Genomic DNA, 17,482 nt, shown 5'->3' with positions numbered 1-17,482 from the left:
ATGCATGATGTAAACAATGTTCATCTTCATGCCATTGAAGATGACTTCTTTGTTTTTTATAAACCAGCAGGAGTGAGCTTTCATAGTGAACAATGTGCTGGTTTTGTCGTACTTGCTGAAGAGCTTGTTAATGAGAAGCTCTATCCGGTTCATCGGCTAGATAAAGTGACATCAGGTTTAATTATATTAGCCCGTAACAAAGAAGCTGCAGCCGAATTCACTTCGCAATTTTCTGATCATAAAATAAATAAGTTTTATCTCGCAGTGAGTGATGCTAAGCCTAAGAAAAAGCAAGGTTGGATAAAAGGGGATATGCAAAAAAGTCGTCGTGGCGCATTTAAGCTGTTAAAGAGCCAAACGAATCCTGCTATCACACGCTTTTATTCAAAAAGTATTCGACCAGGGCTTCGTGCATACTTGTTAAAGCCATTTTCAGGTAAGACACATCAGCTTAGAGTCGCAATGAAAAGCTTAGGCGCTCCAATTCTAGGTGATAGTACCTATGCGGGTAGTAAAGACGAGCGCACAAACTTGCATGCCTATGCACTACAATTTAGCTATAAAGGGCAGCTTAAAGAATATCGATGCGATTACACTTTAGGTGCTCATCTTAATGAAGTTTTTAACTCAGACGAATTCAAAGAGTGGACAGCTCCTTGGACGTTGGATTGGTAAATGAAAGAAACAATACAAGACATCCGTTTTGGTGGCATTAAACGTTTATATGGTCATCAACAATTTGATTGGTTACAACAAGCACATTTTTGTGTCATTGGTATTGGTGGCGTAGGTAGTTGGGCTGCTGAAGCATTGGCTCGAACGGGTGTAGGGCAACTAACCCTCATTGATTTAGATGATATTTGTGCAACCAATGTTAATCGTCAAATTCATGCTTTAACTGGCACCGTAGGCGAAGCAAAAGTAAAAGCAATGAAAACACGTTGTGAGCTTATAAATCCAGATATCAAAATTAATGTTATTGACGATTTCATTACGCTAGATAACATTCGTGAGCATATTAAAGGTTTTGACTATGTAATTGATTGTATTGATGCTGTAAAAGAAAAAGCAGCGCTTATTGCTCACTGTAAACGCATAAAACTACCGGTTATTACCACCGGAGGTGCAGGCGGGCAAACCGACCCTAGTCAAATCAGTTTTGGTGACGTTGCAAAGACAACTCATGATCCATTGCTTGCAAAAGTACGTTATATTTTGCGAAAACAGTACAACTTTAGTAGCAATCCAAAGCGAAAATTTAACGTCGATTGTGTTTATTCTACAGAGCAGCTTGTATATCCAACCTCTGAAGGTGAGGTTTGCCAAGCAAAACAAAGTGCAGATGGTTCAATGAATATGGACTGTAATAATGGTTTTGGATCTGCAACCATGGTAACAGGCAGCTTTGGCTTTTTTGTTGCAGCCAAAGCGATTAGAAAATACCTTGATAAAAAACAGCGTAGTTTATAAAACTTATTGTTTTTGTTCAGCCATGGTTTGAATTTTATCAACCATGGCTTTAATACCATTACCACGAGAAGGGCTCAAATGGCTAATTAGACCGAGTCGTTCAAATTCATCATAGGCATTAATTTGCGCTGCTTGCTCCGGTGTTAGACCATTGTATAAGGCTAAAATTAAAGCCAATAGTCCTTTAACGATGCGAGTATCTGAATCGCCCGCTAAAACCAGGCTGTTTTCAGTATGATCAAAGTCGATATATAGCCAAACTTTACTTTCACAGCCTTTAACTAGAGCATCATCTACTTTGAGTACTTCAGGCATAACAGGTAATTGCTTACCTAAGAGCATTATTTGGCGATATTTTTGCTGCCACCCAGCAGCTGTTTCAATGTTTTTACTAACGGCTTCAAACGCTGAATTCATAACTTATCCAAAATTAATCTAATAACTCAATACTACTTTTAACAGCACTGATAAAGGCATCGACATCAGCTTTAGTGTTATATAACGCAAAACTTGCTCGTACAGTCCCTGGTATGCCTAAATGACTCATTATAGGTTGCGTACAATGATGGCCACTACGCACGGCAACGCCAAATCCATCAAGTAGGGTGGCTAAATCAAACGGATGTTCATCGCGATAATTAAAACTAATGTTACCGATGTTATCTGTTTGGTTTGAATAGATATTAATACCATCAATAGCTGATAATTGTTTTATCGCATAGTCAAAAACTGTATGCTCATGTTGACGCATTTGCTGAAAATCTAACGATATTAAATAATTTATTGCCTCACTAAAGGCAATGACACCTGCAATATTGGGTGTTCCTGCTTCAAATTTACCCGGCGCATCACGAAAAGTGCTGTGTGTTAGGTTCACTGTTTCGATCATTTCGCCACCGGTTTGATATACATCGAGCGAATTTAACAGCTCAAATCGGCCATATAGGCCTCCTAAACCTGTCGGCCCGAGCATTTTATGGGCAGAAAACACGTAAAAATCACAGGAAATTTCTTGTAAATTAGGGCGTAAATGCATCGCAGCCTGCGCACCATCAACAATAGATATAGCATTAATGGCCTTACATGCGTTAATGATCGGCGCTAAATCAGTAATATTACCAAGGGTATTTGATGCATGGGTAATAGCGACAATTTTAGGCTCTTGTTGTTTGATAAATTCACTACAGTGCACGCTATTAATAGTTAAATCATTTTCTATCGGCAAAATAATGACTTCTGCACCGGTACGCTGAGCTAGCTGTTGCCAAGGGACTATGTTGGCGTGGTGTTCAATAGCAGATAGGGCAATTTTATCGCCAGGATTAAGCCTCGAAGCCAGACCATTTGCGATTAAATTAATCGATTCGGTTGCGCCTTTGGTCCACACTATCTCATTACTTTTTACAGAAAAATAATCTGCAAGTAGCGTTCGGGTTTGTTCATAGTTGCGTGTCGCGTTTTCACTGAGGGTATGGCGGCCGCGGTGCACATTGGCGTTCTCATGGCTATAAAATCGGCTAAGGGCATTAATAACTGCCTGTGGCTTTTGCGAGGTAGCCGCTGAGTCTAAATACACCAAAGGCTGCTCATTGACTGTTTCATTCAGTATTGGAAAGTCAGCACGTATTTTTGTGATATCGAACATGAAAGGCCTTAAGCTACAAGAATGCGACGATTTTAATTACTTTGCACAAATAGACAAGTGCAGGGCAACAAAAAAGGCCGCATAGCGGCCTTTTTTAAACGCAAATTCGTATTAACGCTTGTCTGTTGGTACGTAATCGCGTGAAGTTTCACCAGTGTATAACTGACGAGGACGGCTGATCTTGTGACCAGGTTGAGAAAGCATCTCATCCCAGTGAGAGATCCAACCAACAGTACGTGACATTGCAAAGATTACAGTGAACATGCTTGTTGGAATACCGATTGCTTTTAAGATGATACCTGAGTAGAAATCTACGTTAGGGTAAAGTTTCTTCTCAACGAAGTATGGGTCTTCAAGTGCAATTTGCTCAAGCTTCATAGCGATATCAAGAAGTGGATCTTGAATGTTTAGCTCAGCAAGTACTTCGTGACATGTTTGACGCATTACTGTCGCACGTGGGTCGAAGTTTTTGTATACGCGGTGACCAAAGCCCATAAGACGGAAAGGATCAGACTTATCTTTCGCTTTAGCAACGTACTCGTCGATACGGTCAACAGAGCCGATTTCTTCTAACATGTTAAGACATGCTTCGTTAGCACCACCGTGCGCAGGGCCCCATAGAGATGCGATACCAGCCGCGATACACGCGTAAGGGTTAGCACCTGAAGAACCAGCTAGACGAACAGTTGACGTTGATGCGTTTTGCTCATGGTCAGCGTGAAGCATGAAGATTTTGTCCATTGCTTTAGCAAGAACAGGGCTTACTTTGTATTCTTCAGCTGGTACTGAGAACATCATGTGTAAGAAGTTTTCAGCGAAGCTTAAGTCGTTACGTGGGTAAACAAACGGTTGACCTACATTGTATTTGTAAGCCATCGCAGCGATAGTTGGTAGTTTAGCAACTAGCTTGATTGCGCTTGTTTTACGTTGTGTTGCGTCAGTAATGTCTAAATCTTCGTGGTAGAAAGAAGAAAGAGCACCTACAACACCACACAGCATTGCCATTGGGTGAGCGTCAAAGCGGAAACCTTGGAAGAAGTTTGCGATTTTAGTATCAAGCATTGTATTGTGCGTGATTTCTTGAGCAAACGCTTCGTATTGTTCTTTAGTCGGTAATTCGCCGTTTAATAGTAAGTAGCAAAGCTCGATGTAGTTTGATTCATCAGCTAATTGCTCGATTGGGTAACCACGGTGTAATAGAACACCTTTGCCGCCATCAATGTAAGTGATTGAAGATTCACAAGAACCGGTCGACATGAAACCTGGGTCGTAAGTGAAGTGACCGTGTGAACCTAACGTACGTACGTCGATTACGTCTTGGCCAGCAGTGCCTTGGTAAATTGGAAGTTCGATTGGATCAAGACCATCAATATGGACCGTGGCTTTCTTATCCGCCATCTATTTATCTCCTATTAAGATAACAACTCTGATTGTTATGTTCTGAATCTGTTTAAGCACATTCTTTTCATTTTAACGTGAAAGAGGGGTATAAAGTCAATTTTTATAAACATTATGCACAAATGGATAATAAATATTCTGTCAGGATTAAATATTATACTATTGGCTAATTCGCAAACGTCTCTTACTAAACAAGAATTGTAAAAAGACCTTTGGCTATATATACTATCCAAGGTTTTATACCGTATTGTCTGTAGGTAAACTTTATTTTTACATTTGAGTTTTGCATAAGTGTGAACTTTTTGTGTATCAACACGGTTTACTTAGATAGTTCCATCGAAATTCATTTTGATGGGTTTTAGAAAAACAAGTAGATGAGCCCGATAAGGGCAAGATGGGCAAGTAACTGTGAAAAAGCAAAGACCTGTAAATCTAGATCTAACAACTATATCTATGCCGGCAACGGCTAAAGCATCAATTTTACACCGCGTCACCGGTGTTGCATTATTTTTTGCTTTAACGTTTGTCATTTGGGCTTGGTCTGAGTCTCTTTCTTCTGCAGAAGGTTTTGAATTCGTCAAGGGTCTGTTCAGCGGATTCATTGCCAAATTCATAGCATGGGGCACCATTTCTGTATTGGCGTATCACTTAATTGGTGGTATCCGTCATATCATTATGGACATGGGTCACTGGGAAGAACTTGAATCAGGTAACTTCAGCGCTAAAGTTGCATTAGCTTTAGGTGTTGTAGCTGCAATTCTAGCAGGAGTGTGGATATGGTTTTAAATCAAGCAACTCTTAAACGTGATGGTGTACAAGATTTCGTATCACTACGTGCAACAGCATTAATAATCAGCGCTTACGCGATTTTTATTATCGGCTATTTTTTATGTACGCCAGAAGTCACTTTCGAAGCCTGGCAAGGCCTATTCTCTAACCTAGCAATGAAAGGGTTTACCTTAATTACCCTAGTTTGCATCATGGTTCACACCCGTATCGGCCTTTGGCAAGTTCTTACTGACTATGTTAAATGCGCTAAATTACGTGCTGTTTTAGGCTTTGTATTAAACCTTATGGCTGTTGCTTACGTAGCAATTGGTCTAATCGTTTTATGGGGTGTTTAAGTGAATTATTCTGTTCGTGAATTTGACGCTGTAGTGATTGGTGCCGGTGGTGCGGGTATGCGCGCAGCACTAGCTATCACTGAATCAGGCAAAACCTGTGCACTTATCTCAAAAGTTTTCCCTACACGTTCTCACACTGTGTCTGCACAGGGTGGTATTACGGTTGCGCTGGGTAACTCACATGAAGATAACTGGGAATGGCACATGTACGATACTGTTAAAGGTTCCGATTTTATCGGTGACCAAGACGCTATCGAATATATGTGTAAAACAGGCCCAGAAGCTATTACTGAATTAGAAAACATGGGTTTACCATTTTCTCGTTTTGAAAATGGCCGTGTTTATCAACGTCCTTTCGGCGGCCAGTCGAAAAACTTTGGTGGTGAACAGGCTGCACGTACTGCAGCAGCAGCTGACCGTACAGGTCACGCGCTATTACACTGTTTATACCAACAGAACGTTAAAAACAAAACTAACGTATTCTCTGAGTGGTACGCACTAGATTTAGTTAAAAACAGCGACGGTCACGTTGTTGGTTGTACAGCAATCGACATCGAGTCTGGCGAAGTTGTTTACTTCAAATCAAAAGCTGTTGTTTTAGCAACAGGTGGTGCAGGCCGTATCTATGCATCGACAACGAATGCACACATCAACACTGGTGACGGTGTTGGTATGGCTACACGTGCTGGCGTTGCAATGCAAGATATGGAAATGTGGCAGTTCCACCCAACAGGTATCGCCGGTGCCGGTGTACTTGTAACTGAAGGTTGTCGTGGTGAAGGTGGTTACCTTCTAAATAAAGACGGCGAACGCTTCATGGAACGTTACGCCCCAAATGCAAAAGACTTAGCATCTCGTGACGTTGTTGCTCGTTCAATGATGACTGAGATCCGTGAAGGTCGTGGTTGCGATGGTCCTTATGGTCCACACATCAAGCTTAAGCTTGACCACTTAGGTGAAGAAACACTTAACTTACGTCTTCCAGGCGTATGTGACCTTGCGAAAACATTCGCACACGTTGATCCAGCTAAAGAGCCAATTCCAGTTATCCCAACATGTCACTACATGATGGGTGGTGTTCCAACTAACGTAAATGGTCAAGCATTACAAATTGATGCGAACGGCCAAGAGAAAGTAGTTGAAGGTTTATTCGCTGTTGGTGAGATTGCATGTGTATCTGTACACGGTGCTAACCGCCTAGGTGGTAACTCACTACTTGACTTAGTTGTATTCGGCCGCGCAGCTGGTAACTTCTTAGGTAAGTACCTTAACGGTGTTGAAGCAGGTAAAGATGCGTCTGATTCAGACCTTGAAGCATCACTTGCACGCTTTAACCGTTGGGAAAGCTCTAAAGCTGGCCAAGGTGAAGACCCAGTACAAATCAAGAAAGACCTACAAATGTGTATGCAACTTAACTTCTCGGTATTCCGTGAAGGTGATGCAATGGCAACAGGTCTTAAAGAGCTTAAAGAAATTCGTGAACGTCTTCAGTACGCTCGTCTTGATGACAAGTCGACTGAGTTCAACACTGCACGTATCGAATGTCTAGAGCTTGATAACTTGATGGAAACAGCTTACTCAACAGCAGTAGCTGCAAACTTCCGTACAGAAAGCCGTGGTGCACACTCTCGTTTTGACTTCCCAGATCGTGATGACGAAAACTGGTTATGTCACTCAATCTACGATCCTAAGAGCGAAGAAATGAGCAAACGTGATGTAAACTACGCGCCGAAACTGCGTGAAGCTTTCCCACCTAAAGCACGTACATACTAGGAGCGAGACGATGGCACAAGTACAATTTTCGGTTTATCGTTACAATCCAGATGTTGATAATGCACCACGTATGCAGGACTTCTCGCTAGAAACGCAAGAAGGCCAAGATATGATGGTATTGGATGCGCTTATGCAATTGAAGGAGCAAGATCCAACATTATCATTCCGTCGTTCATGCCGTGAAGGTGTGTGTGGTTCAGACGGTATCAACATGAATGGTAAAAATGGTTTAGCGTGTATCACGCCTTTATCAACGCTACTTAAAGGTGGCAAAGGTAAAATCGTAATTCGCCCATTACCAGGTTTACCTGTGGTACGTGACCTTGTTATTGACATGAGTCAGTTCTACACTCAATACGAAAAAGTTAAGCCTTACCTAATTAACGACACGCCAGCGGCGGGTGAGCGTCTTCAGTCAATCGAAGAACGTGATAAGTTAGATGGCTTATATGAGTGTATCTTATGTGCATGTTGTTCAACATCGTGTCCTTCGTTCTGGTGGAATCCAGACAAGTTCATCGGTCCTGCGGGCCTTCTTCATGCGTATCGTTTCTTGGCTGATAGCCGCGATACAGCGACTGAAGAGCGTCTTGCTGACCTTGACGATGCGTTCAGCGTGTTCCGTTGTCACAGTATCATGAACTGTGTTAGCGTGTGTCCAAAAGGTCTTAACCCGACCAAAGCAATTGGACAAATCAAATCAATGCTTTTAAACCGCGCTGTTTAAAGCTTGAATATGTAAGGTGGTTAAGTGATTAACCACCTTGTTTTTACAACAATTAATTTCTGCGCTAAAGAAAAGGGCTTATAAATGCACGAAGGTGTGATGAAGGCATGGCTAGAATCTTCTCACTTAAACGGCGGTAACGTTGCTTACGTAGAAGAGCTTTATGAAGCGTACTTAGATGATGCGACTTCTGTGCCAGAAGAGTGGCGAGAAGTGTTCGAACAATTACCAAAAGTTGATGGTGTGGATGTTGATGTTAAACATTCAGAAGTTCGTTCACAATTTGCACAGCTTGCTAAAAACAAGCATAGAGAAGTAGTGGTAGCAGAGGGTGGCTCTGGTGATCCTAAACAGGTCAAGGTGCTACAACTTATTAATGCTTTCCGTTTCCGTGGTCACCAAAATGCCAACCTAGATCCATTAGGTATTTGGCAACGCGAACGTGTTCGTGATCTAGAATTAGAGTACCACGATTTATCTGAAGCTGATTTTGACCGTGAATTCAATGTGGGTTCGTTTGCTGTCGGTCGCGAAACCATGCCATTAGGTGAGCTATATCAAGCGCTCAAAACGACTTATTGTGGGTCGGTTGGTGCTGAGTATATGCACATCACTTCAACTGAAGAAAAGCGTTGGTTACAACAACGTTTAGAATCAGTGCAATCACGTCCAACGTTCTCTAAAGAAGAAAAGCTACGTATCCTTAAAGGATTAACAGCTGCAGATGGTCTTGAAAAATACTTAGGGGCTAAGTTCCCTGGTGCAAAACGTTTCTCACTTGAAGGTGGTGATGCGTTAGTACCAATGCTTAAAGAACTAATTCATCGTGCAGGTGAAAGCGGACAAAAAGAAGCTGTTATTGGTATGGCTCACCGCGGTCGCTTGAACGTACTAGTGAACGTTTTAGGTAAAAACCCATCAGAATTATTCGATGAGTTCGCTGGTAAACACAAAGACACATTAGGCTCAGGTGATGTTAAATATCACATGGGTTACTCATCTGACTTTGCAACTAAGGGTGGCAATGTGCACATGGCACTTGCATTTAACCCGTCTCACTTAGAAATTGTTAACCCAGTGGTTATGGGTTCGGTACGTGCTCGTTTAGACCGTCTAGGTGATAAGTCAGGTATTAAAGCATTACCAATTACTATTCACGGTGACTCTGCAATCGCAGGTCAAGGTGTTGTACAAGAAACATTTAACTTATCGCAAACTAATGCATTTAGTTGTGGTGGTAGTATCCGTATCGTTGTAAATAACCAAGTTGGTTTCACAACGTCTAAACAGTCTGATGTACGTTCTACACCATACTGTACTGATATTGCGAAAATGGTTCAGGCACCAATTTTCCACGTTAACTCTGACGATCCTGAAGCGGTTGCATTTGTTACTCAAATCGCACTTGATTTCAGAAACCAGTTTAAACGTGATGTAGTGATTGATTTAGTATGTTATCGCCGTCATGGTCATAACGAAGCGGATGAGCCGAACGCGACTCAACCACTTATGTACCAAAAAATCAAAAAGCATCCAGTACCTCGTCTAATTTACGCAGACCAATTAGTTGCTGAAGGTTCATTCTCAGAAAATGAAGTAAAAGCACTTGCTGATGATTACCGTAACGGTTTAGACAAAGGCAACTGTGTTGTTGAAGAAATTCAACTAGAAACCTCACACTCTTCTGATTGGGCTAAGTTTGTTGGTCACGATTGGGATGTTGAGTACGATGCAACAGTATCGGTTGAAAAGTTAAAAGAGCTTGGCGAAAAAGTAGCAAGCTTCCCAGAAAGCCACAAAGCACAGTCGCGCGTTAAGAAAATCTATGACGACCGTAAGCTAATGGCGACAGGTGAAAAACGACTTGATTGGGGTATGGCTGAAACACTTGCTTATGCAACCCTTGTTGATGCGGGTACAGATATCCGTTTAACAGGTCAAGACTCAGGCCGTGGTACATTCTTCCACCGTCATGCTGTTGTTCATAACCAAAAAGATGCATCAACATACTTGCCGCTGCAAAATATCAGCGAAAAGCAAGGTGCATTTGAAGTGTATGACTCAGTTCTTTCTGAAGAAGCGGTACTTGCATTTGAATATGGTTACGCAACAGCTGAACCTACGTCACTTGTAATGTGGGAAGCACAATTTGGTGACTTCGCTAACGGTGCACAAGTTGTATTTGACCAATTCTTAAGTTCAGGTGAGCAGAAGTGGGGCCGTTTATGTGGTCTTACATGTTTACTTCCACACGGTTATGAAGGTCAAGGTCCTGAGCATAGCTCGGCACGTTTAGAGCGTTTCTTACAGTTGTGTGCTGATCACAACATGCAAGTATGTGTTCCTTCAACACCTGCGCAAGTTTATGCAATGCTTCGTCGTCAATCTGTACGTCCACTTCGTCGTCCATTGATTGTTATGACGCCTAAGTCGCTACTTCGTCACCCGTTGGCAACATCTTCACTTGAAGAGTTATCTGAAGGTGTGTTCCACAATATGATCGATGAAATCGATGATATTGCTGCAGATAAAGTAGAACGCGTTGTATTCTGTAGCGGTAAAGTTTACTACGAGCTACTACAAGAGCGTCGTAAGCAAGAATTAAATAACATTGCTATTGTTCGTGTAGAACAATTATATCCATTCCCACACGCTGAGATGGATACAATCATGCAGCGTTACCAACACGTTAAAGATTTTGTTTGGTGTCAAGAAGAGCCACAAAACCAAGGTGCATGGTATTGTTCTCAACACCACTTTGTTGATGCAATCCCAGCCGGTGCTAAATTAACTTACGCAGGTCGTAAAGCATCAGCATCACCAGCGTGTGGTTACATGTCAGTGCATAATAAAGAACAACAAGCGCTCGTTGCAGATGCGCTTACTATTGAAAAGAAAGGATAAGCAATGAGCACAGAAATTAAAGTTCCTGTACTTCCTGAGTCGGTTGCTGATGCTACTGTTGCAACATGGCACGTAAGTGTTGGCGACAAAGTAAGCCGCGACCAAAACTTAGTAGATATCGAAACAGATAAAGTTGTTTTAGAAGTTGTTGCACCAAATGACGGTGTAATCACTGAAATTTCACAAGAAGAAGGTGCAACGGTACTTGGCGAACAAGTAATTGCATTACTTGGTGATGCAGATGCTGCACCAGCAAGTGACGACTCTGCACCAGCTAAATCAGAAGACGCGCCAGCGGCGCAATCAGCACCAGCATCAGAAGGTAAAGAAGTGGACATTAAAGTACCTGTACTTCCAGAATCAGTCGCAGACGCGACAATTGCTACTTGGCACGTTCAACCAGGTGAAGCGGTAACACGCGACCAAAACCTTGTTGACATCGAAACTGATAAAGTTGTTCTTGAAGTTGTTGCTCAAGAAGACGGTATCATGGGTGAGCACATTCACGCTGAAGGCGAAACAGTACTTGGTGAGCAAGTAATTGGTACAGTTAAAGCGGGTGCAGCACCGGCATCAGCAGCTCCTAAAGCTGAAGCAGCACCAGCAAGCGAATCAAATGACAGCTCTGACGTATTAACACCGTCAGTTCGTCGTTTAATCGCTGAGAAAGGTCTTGATGCATCAAAAATCAAAGGTACTGGCAAGAATGGCCGTGTAACTAAAGAAGATGTTGATACATTCTTAAAAGCACCGGCAGCAGCGCCTAAAGCAGAAGCAGCAGCGCCAGCAGCACCTATGGGTGACCGTACACAAAAACGTGTTCCTATGACTCGTTTACGTAAAACAATCGCTAATCGTCTTCTTGAAGCGAAAAACTCAACTGCAATGTTAACGACTTTCAACGAAGTTAACATGAAGCCAATCATGGACCTTCGTAAGCAGTACCAAGAAGTTTTCGAAAAGCGTCACGGTATCCGTTTAGGCTTCATGTCTTTCTACGTGAAAGCAGTTACTGAAGCACTTAAGCGTTTCCCTGAAGTAAATGCGTCTATCGACGGTGATGATATTGTTTATCACAACTACTTCGACATCAGCATCGCGGTTTCTACACCACGTGGTCTTGTTACTCCAGTTCTTAAAGACTGTGACAAGCTATCAGTTGCTGAAATCGAAAAAGGTATCCGTGAGCTAGCGCTTAAAGGTCGTGACGGTAAATTATCAATTGATGACATGACAGGTGGTAACTTCACTATCACTAACGGTGGTGTATTCGGTTCATTACTATCTACACCAATCATCAACTTACCACAGTCTTCAATCTTAGGTATGCACAAAATCCAAGAGCGTCCTATGGCTGTAAATGGTAAAGTTGAAATCTTACCTATGATGTACTTAGCGTTATCTTATGATCACCGACAAATCGATGGTAAAGAATCAGTAGGTTTCTTAGTAACAATTAAAGAGTTACTTGAAGATCCGACTCGTTTACTACTAGATGTTTAATCTGGTTGTATGAAAACTAAGCTGTGAACCGCGTTCACAGCTTTTTTTTTGCGCCTTTGGTCTAACTGGGGTTTTCATGTGGAGCCTTGGGATTTATACTAAGTGCGCAATTTGGGATAGCTGTTTATTTTGCATAAATATTCAGCTCTTTTAGTATAAAAAATTGGATAAAGCATCATGAATTTGCATGAGTATCAGGCAAAACAACTTTTTGCCGAATATGGTTTACCAGTTTCTCAAGGTTTCGCTTGCGATACACCTGAAGAAGCTGCAGCAGCTGCTGAGAAAATCGGCGGTGATATGTGGGTTGTTAAAACACAGGTTCACGCAGGTGGCCGTGGTAAAGCTGGCGGTGTTAAGCTAGTTAAAACAATCGACGAAGTTAAAGAGTTCGCTGCGAACTGGTTAGGTAAAAACTTAGTTACTTACCAAACAGACGAAAATGGTCAGCCAGTAGCTAAAATCCTTGTTGAAAGCTGCACTGACATCGCTAACGAATTATACCTTGGCGCTGTAGTAGATCGTGCTTCTCGTAAAGTTGTTTTCATGGCATCTACTGAAGGTGGTGTTGAAATCGAGCAAGTTGCAGAAGAAACTCCAGAATTAATTCACAAAGCTGAGATCGATCCATTAGTTGGTCCTCAAGCTTACCAAGCTCGTGAATTAGGTTTCAAACTAGGTTTAAACCCTACTCAAATGAAACAGTTCGTTAAGATCTTCATGGGTCTTGCAAACATGTTCAACGATTTCGATTTCGCATTATTAGAAATCAACCCGCTAGTAATCACAGACGAAGGTAACCTTCACTGTCTAGACGGTAAAATCGGTGTAGATGGTAACGCGCTTTACCGTCAACCTAAAATCCGTGAAATGCACGATCCTTCACAAGAAGACGCGCGTGAAGCTCACGCTGCAAGCTTCGAACTTAACTACGTTGCACTAGATGGTAACGTTGGTTGTATGGTTAACGGTGCAGGCCTAGCGATGGGTACTATGGACATCGTAAACCTACACGGTGGCAAGCCAGCTAACTTCCTAGATGTTGGTGGCGGCGCAACTAAAGAGCGTGTATCTGAAGCATTCAAGATCATCTTATCTGACGACAACGTTAAAGCTGTTTTAGTTAACATCTTTGGTGGTATCGTTCGTTGTGACATGATCGCAGAAGGTATCATCGGTGCAGTTAAAGAAGTAGGTGTAAATGTTCCTGTAGTAGTACGTTTAGAAGGTACTAACGCTGAACTTGGTCGTGAAGTACTAGCTAGTTCTGACCTTAACATCATCGCTGCTGAATCACTAACAGACGCAGCTGAAAAAGTTGTTGCTGCTGCGGAGGGCAAATAATGTCTGTATTAATCAATAAAGATACAAAAGTTATCTGTCAAGGTTTCACAGGTGGCCAAGGTACTTTCCACTCTGAGCAAGCGCTTGAGTACGGTACACAAATGGTTGGTGGTGTAAGCCCAGGTAAAGGCGGTCAAACGCATCTTGGTCTTCCAGTATTCAACACAGTACGTGACGCTGTTGAAGCAACTGGCGCAACTGCATCAGTTATCTACGTACCAGCACCTTTCTGTAAAGATGCAATCTTAGAAGCTATCGATGCTGGCATCGAGCTAATCGTTTGTATCACTGAAGGTATCCCAACACTAGACATGGTTGACGTTAAAGTTAAGCTTGATGAAACTGGTGTTCGTATGATCGGTCCTAACTGCCCAGGTGTTATCACTCCGGGTGAAACTAAGATCGGTATCATGCCTGGTCACATCCACAAGCCTGGTAAAGTAGGTATCGTATCACGTTCTGGTACTCTTACTTATGAAGCGGTTAAGCAAACTACTGACGCTGGTTTCGGCCAATCAACATGTGTTGGTATCGGTGGTGACCCAATCCCTGGCACTAACTTCATCGACGTTTTAGAAATGTTCGAAAAAGACGAGCAAACTGAAGCTATCGTTATGATCGGTGAAATCGGTGGTACTGCAGAAGAAGAAGCTGCAGAATACATCAAGCACAACGTGACTAAACCTGTTGTTTCTTACATTGCTGGTGTTACTGCACCTGCAGGTAAGCGTATGGGTCACGCTGGTGCAATCATCGCAGGCGGTAAAGGTACTGCTGATGAGAAATTTGCTGCATTAGAAGCTGCTGGCGTAAAAACTGTACGTTCATTAGCTGATATCGGTAATGCACTTAAAGAGAAAACAGGCTGGTAATCAGTTCTAATCTCTTAAAAAAGGCTCGCTAATGCGGGCCTTTTTTGTATTTATCCCTTTCTTATAACTCGCACGAAAATTCCACCTACAAATTAAGAATAATAATGCTTTATTTGTGAATATAAATTCTCTACACTTGTGGCTTGTATATCTGTTTTTATTAAAACATTCGACTTTAATAAGGTAAATATTACGTGCGTACCACAGAATTGGTAGATGGATTTCGCCAGTCAACTCCATACGTTAATGCTCACCGCGGTAAAACATTCGTTGTTATGCTTGGCGGAGAGGCGATCGATCAGTCTGGTTGTCGCAGCATCATCAACGATGTCGCGTTATTAACTAGTCTTGGTATCAAGATTGTTTTAGTGTTTGGTGCTCGTCCACAGTTTAACGCAGCGCTTGAACAAGTTGGCATAACTAGTCAGTTTCATAATGAGATACGGGTAACTGATAACGCAACATTTGATGTAATTAAAAAAGTTGCGGGTGCAATGCAGTTCGATATAACCGCGCGTTTATCTACGTCTTTAAGTAGTACACCTATGTCTGGCTCATTTTTAAATGTGGTGAGTGGTAATTTTGTTATTGCTCAGCCTTTAGGTATTGATGAAGGTGTTGACTATCATCATTCAGGTAGAGTGAGACGTATCGATGTTGCGGGTATTCGCCACCAGTTAGATAACAACGGAATTGTTCTGCTTGGGCCAATAGCGGCGTCTGTAACAGGTGAAAGCTTTAACTTAACTGCTGAAGAGATTGCTACGCAAGTAGCGCTCAAACTACGCGCCGATAAAATGCTTGGCTTTTGTCAAGAAGCCGGTATTTTGGATGAAAATGGTGAAGCGATTGCAGAGCTAATGCCAAATGAAGCTGAGCAGCTACTAGTAAACTATCGCAAGCAACCAGATTCATGTTTAAGTGCTACTGTATTCTTACAAGCTGCAATTGATGCTTGTCGAGGTGGCGTACATCGTTGCCATCTTGTTAGTTACAAAGAGGATGGCGCATTATTACAAGAGTTGTTCTCTTTAGATGGTATTGGTACACAAATCGCACCACAAAGCTCTGAGCAATTACGAAGTGCAAGTATTGCTGATATTACCGGTATCATTAACCTTATTAGACCCCTTGAACAACAAGGTTATTTAGTGCGCCGTTCTCGTGAACAGCTAGAAATCGAAATTGAACAATTTACAGTTATTGAGCGTGATGGGCTAATCATTGCCTGTGCGGCTTTGTATCCGTTTGCTGATGAACAAGTAGGGGAGTTTGCAAGTTTGGCTGTTCACCCTCAGTACCGAGATGCCGACCGCGGCAGTTATCTACTGAGGTTTATTATTAATAAGGCTAAACGTGCAGGTTATTCGCATTTATTTGCTCTCACCACACGCAGCATTCACTGGTTTTTAGAGCAAAGTTTTGAAATAGTGACAGTTGATGAGTTACCTGCGAAGAAAAAAGCGCTATATAATCATGAACGCCGCTCTAAAGTATTGCGTCTAGATTTAACTAAGCTAGGTAATAAGAGGTGACGCATGTGTCACCTCTTATATACCCAAACCACCCCAAGGTGCGAGTTTCAGCATATTGAGGGGCTTGGGTATACTCTTAATATTGATAGTTAATGTGCTGATAAAAACGCACACGTAAATCTTGGCGAGTCGGATTAAATGCCAGCTCGTCAGTAACTTCATTTATCGCACTTTGCACTTGATTCATAAACTTACCATAACCAATGTCATGCTTGTCTTTATCGGCTGCGGCAATCACAAAATGTAGTGAATCTACAAGTTGAGCTGCATCCCAATACTGTTGTAGTTGCACCTGCTCAGAGCTGCAATCAAAGGTCAGCTTTTGCAGTTCGCTGTTACTTTGTGCGTTATCAATATTGCTATTACGAACAATAGGGCGGGTACCGTTAGCGATGAAAGCGCCGAGTGTTAATCCGCGTTTATCACATGCTCGTTTGAATGCATCAAAGATGTATTGATAAAACTGCGTATAATTCTCTTCATTCAACATATGCTGAAATTGCGTTTTAATGGCGCGAGTTACTGGAATCGAAAACCCAGCGTATGTCATCTCACTGTGTTCATTTGGCACATGACATTGGCGAGACTGGTAACGTGGGTATAAGCTACGTAATTTATAGCCATAGCTTTCTTTGTGACCTTTTGCTTTAGCAAATAAATCATAAGTTAGGTGTTGGTGGTCACGAATTTTAAGAGGTGGTTGGCCGCTTAGTAGCTTTTCTTGTAGTGAGTTGATCACTCTTTGCACATTATGATGAAAACTAGCCGCATGAGCGCGAATATCTTCACCGGTCGCTAAGAACAATAAACGAATTTTTTTGCATTTTTGCTCACCATCGGCAAATACGTTATGTGCTTCATGGTATTGTGGGTTGTAGAAAAACAAAATTTGCTTAGCGGTTTCTAAGCTATATGCCTCATCATGGTAACGAACCACTGGCAGTTTATCGTTGGCGATTAGGTGTACATTATGTAATTCATACTCATCACATAGTGCAAATAACTCCCTTGCAAGACGCTTATAAGCACAGCTCACATTGGTGAACTGGGCAAAAAACTCATCAGTAGGTTTAAATTCAACTAACACATACTGGTTTGCACGTGCTGAGCTTGGAATATAGACTCGATGTTGATTGAGCGAAGCCATCTTTTTTCCTTATTGGTAGTGAAACTGACGGCACTATATC

General features: G+C 42.0%; 15 protein-coding genes. 11 read left to right on the top strand and 4 right to left on the bottom strand.

Translation table 11 applies throughout. The annotated features are described in order from the left end of the window. Together AOG27_RS02170 and tcdA are read left to right on the top strand one after the other, a co-directional pair. The gene (locus AOG27_RS02170; RefSeq protein ID WP_054551377.1) at positions 1–675 is read left to right on the top strand and encodes a TIGR01621 family pseudouridine synthase; all 675 of its coding nucleotides are present in this window, start codon (positions 1–3) and stop codon (positions 673–675) included. After that, positions 676–1,470: a tRNA cyclic N6-threonylcarbamoyladenosine(37) synthase TcdA gene (tcdA, locus tag AOG27_RS02165; RefSeq protein WP_054551376.1), complete on the top strand. Its 795-nt coding sequence runs from the start codon at positions 676–678 to the stop codon at positions 1,468–1,470. It abuts the gene before it with no gap. Between the two features lie 3 nt (positions 1,471–1,473). Here the strand turns inward: tcdA and AOG27_RS02160 are convergent, their stop codons facing one another. From AOG27_RS02160 to AOG27_RS02150, 3 genes are all read right to left on the bottom strand, one after another. Beyond that, complete coding sequence (locus tag AOG27_RS02160) at positions 1,474–1,887, bottom strand: SufE family protein (protein ID WP_054551375.1); 414 nt, start codon at positions 1,885–1,887, stop codon at positions 1,474–1,476. 13 nt (positions 1,888–1,900) lie between these two features. Continuing rightward, positions 1,901–3,115 (bottom strand): aminotransferase class V-fold PLP-dependent enzyme, encoded by a 1,215-nt coding sequence (locus AOG27_RS02155; protein ID WP_054551374.1) that lies wholly within the window; start codon positions 3,113–3,115, stop codon positions 1,901–1,903. 111 nt (positions 3,116–3,226) lie between these two features. Continuing rightward, positions 3,227–4,513 carry a citrate synthase gene (locus AOG27_RS02150; RefSeq protein WP_054551373.1) on the bottom strand — a complete coding sequence of 429 codons (1,287 nt, stop codon included), beginning with the start codon at positions 4,511–4,513 and terminating at the stop codon, positions 3,227–3,229. A 408-nt stretch (positions 4,514–4,921) separates the two neighbouring features. On the opposite strand from AOG27_RS02150, the gene sdhC reads away from it, so the two are divergent. From sdhC to argA, 9 genes are all read left to right on the top strand, one after another. Further along, positions 4,922–5,299, top strand: coding sequence for a succinate dehydrogenase, cytochrome b556 subunit (gene sdhC / locus AOG27_RS02145; RefSeq protein ID WP_082389167.1), 378 nt, complete (start codon positions 4,922–4,924; stop codon positions 5,297–5,299). After that, positions 5,290–5,637, top strand: coding sequence for a succinate dehydrogenase, hydrophobic membrane anchor protein (gene sdhD / locus AOG27_RS02140; RefSeq protein ID WP_054551371.1), 348 nt, complete (start codon positions 5,290–5,292; stop codon positions 5,635–5,637). Before sdhC ends, sdhD begins: the two co-directional genes overlap by 10 nt. Continuing rightward, positions 5,638–7,410, top strand: coding sequence for a succinate dehydrogenase flavoprotein subunit (sdhA, locus tag AOG27_RS02135; protein ID WP_054551370.1), 1,773 nt, complete (start codon positions 5,638–5,640; stop codon positions 7,408–7,410). Between the two features lie 10 nt (positions 7,411–7,420). Continuing rightward, positions 7,421–8,137 (top strand): succinate dehydrogenase iron-sulfur subunit, encoded by a 717-nt coding sequence (locus AOG27_RS02130; RefSeq protein WP_054551369.1) that lies wholly within the window; start codon positions 7,421–7,423, stop codon positions 8,135–8,137. A gap of 84 nt (positions 8,138–8,221) precedes the next feature. After that, positions 8,222–11,041: a 2-oxoglutarate dehydrogenase E1 component gene (locus AOG27_RS02125; protein ID WP_054551368.1), complete on the top strand. Its 2,820-nt coding sequence runs from the start codon at positions 8,222–8,224 to the stop codon at positions 11,039–11,041. Positions 11,042–11,044: 3 nt separating this feature from the next. Continuing rightward, positions 11,045–12,544, top strand: coding sequence for a 2-oxoglutarate dehydrogenase complex dihydrolipoyllysine-residue succinyltransferase (odhB, locus tag AOG27_RS02120; protein ID WP_054551367.1), 1,500 nt, complete (start codon positions 11,045–11,047; stop codon positions 12,542–12,544). 177 nt (positions 12,545–12,721) lie between these two features. Next, positions 12,722–13,888 carry an ADP-forming succinate--CoA ligase subunit beta gene (gene sucC, locus AOG27_RS02115; RefSeq protein ID WP_054551366.1) on the top strand — a complete coding sequence of 389 codons (1,167 nt, stop codon included), beginning with the start codon at positions 12,722–12,724 and terminating at the stop codon, positions 13,886–13,888. Continuing rightward, positions 13,888–14,760, top strand: coding sequence for a succinate--CoA ligase subunit alpha (sucD, locus tag AOG27_RS02110; RefSeq protein WP_054551365.1), 873 nt, complete (start codon positions 13,888–13,890; stop codon positions 14,758–14,760). Before sucC ends, sucD begins: the two co-directional genes overlap by 1 nt. Before the next feature lie 194 nt (positions 14,761–14,954). Next, the gene (gene argA / locus AOG27_RS02105) at positions 14,955–16,295 is read left to right on the top strand and encodes an amino-acid N-acetyltransferase (protein WP_054551364.1); all 1,341 of its coding nucleotides are present in this window, start codon (positions 14,955–14,957) and stop codon (positions 16,293–16,295) included. A gap of 76 nt (positions 16,296–16,371) precedes the next feature. Here the strand turns inward: argA and AOG27_RS02100 are convergent, their stop codons facing one another. Beyond that, the gene (locus AOG27_RS02100; protein WP_054551363.1) at positions 16,372–17,442 is read right to left on the bottom strand and encodes a DUF3083 family protein; all 1,071 of its coding nucleotides are present in this window, start codon (positions 17,440–17,442) and stop codon (positions 16,372–16,374) included. Positions 17,443–17,482: the final 40 nt, after the last annotated feature.

The organism is Pseudoalteromonas lipolytica, from assembly GCF_001306915.1.
GTDB lineage: Bacteria > Pseudomonadota > Gammaproteobacteria > Enterobacterales > Alteromonadaceae > Pseudoalteromonas > Pseudoalteromonas simplex.
The sequence above is the reverse complement of the archived record's forward strand: the minus strand, read 5'-3'. Positions and strand labels throughout refer to the sequence as shown.